This is a genomic window from Synechococcus sp. CCAP 1479/10, from assembly GCF_019038515.1.
In the GTDB taxonomy this organism is placed as follows: Bacteria; Cyanobacteriota; Cyanobacteriia; order PCC-6307; family Cyanobiaceae; genus Cyanobium.
Genome location: NZ_JAFKRJ010000099.1, coordinates 1 through 241, shown reverse-complemented (window position 1 = coordinate 241; position 241 = coordinate 1). Strand labels below are relative to the sequence as shown.

Annotated in this window: 1 protein-coding gene; it reads right to left on the bottom strand. The window is 65.1% G+C overall.

The window, feature by feature from the left end; translation table 11 throughout:
- Positions 1–241: glycogen/starch/alpha-glucan phosphorylase (locus tag KUG39_RS17820; protein WP_216916613.1), on the bottom strand; the 241-nt coding region annotated here is incomplete at both ends.

The window sequence follows — 241 nt, the reverse complement described above, 5'->3', positions numbered from 1 at the left end:
GCCGATGGTGAGGGCGCCGTTCATCATGAATTTCATGTTGCCGGTGCCGGAGGCCTCGAGGCCGGCGGTGGAGATCTGCTCGGAGAGGTCGGCGGCGGGGTAGACGCGCTCGCCGAGCTTGACGTTGTAGTCGGCCAGGAAGATGACGCGCAGACGGCCGTCCATGTCGGGGTCGGCGTTGACGACGTCGGCGATGCCGTTGATGAAGCGGATGATCAGCTTGGCCATGGCATAGCCGGGA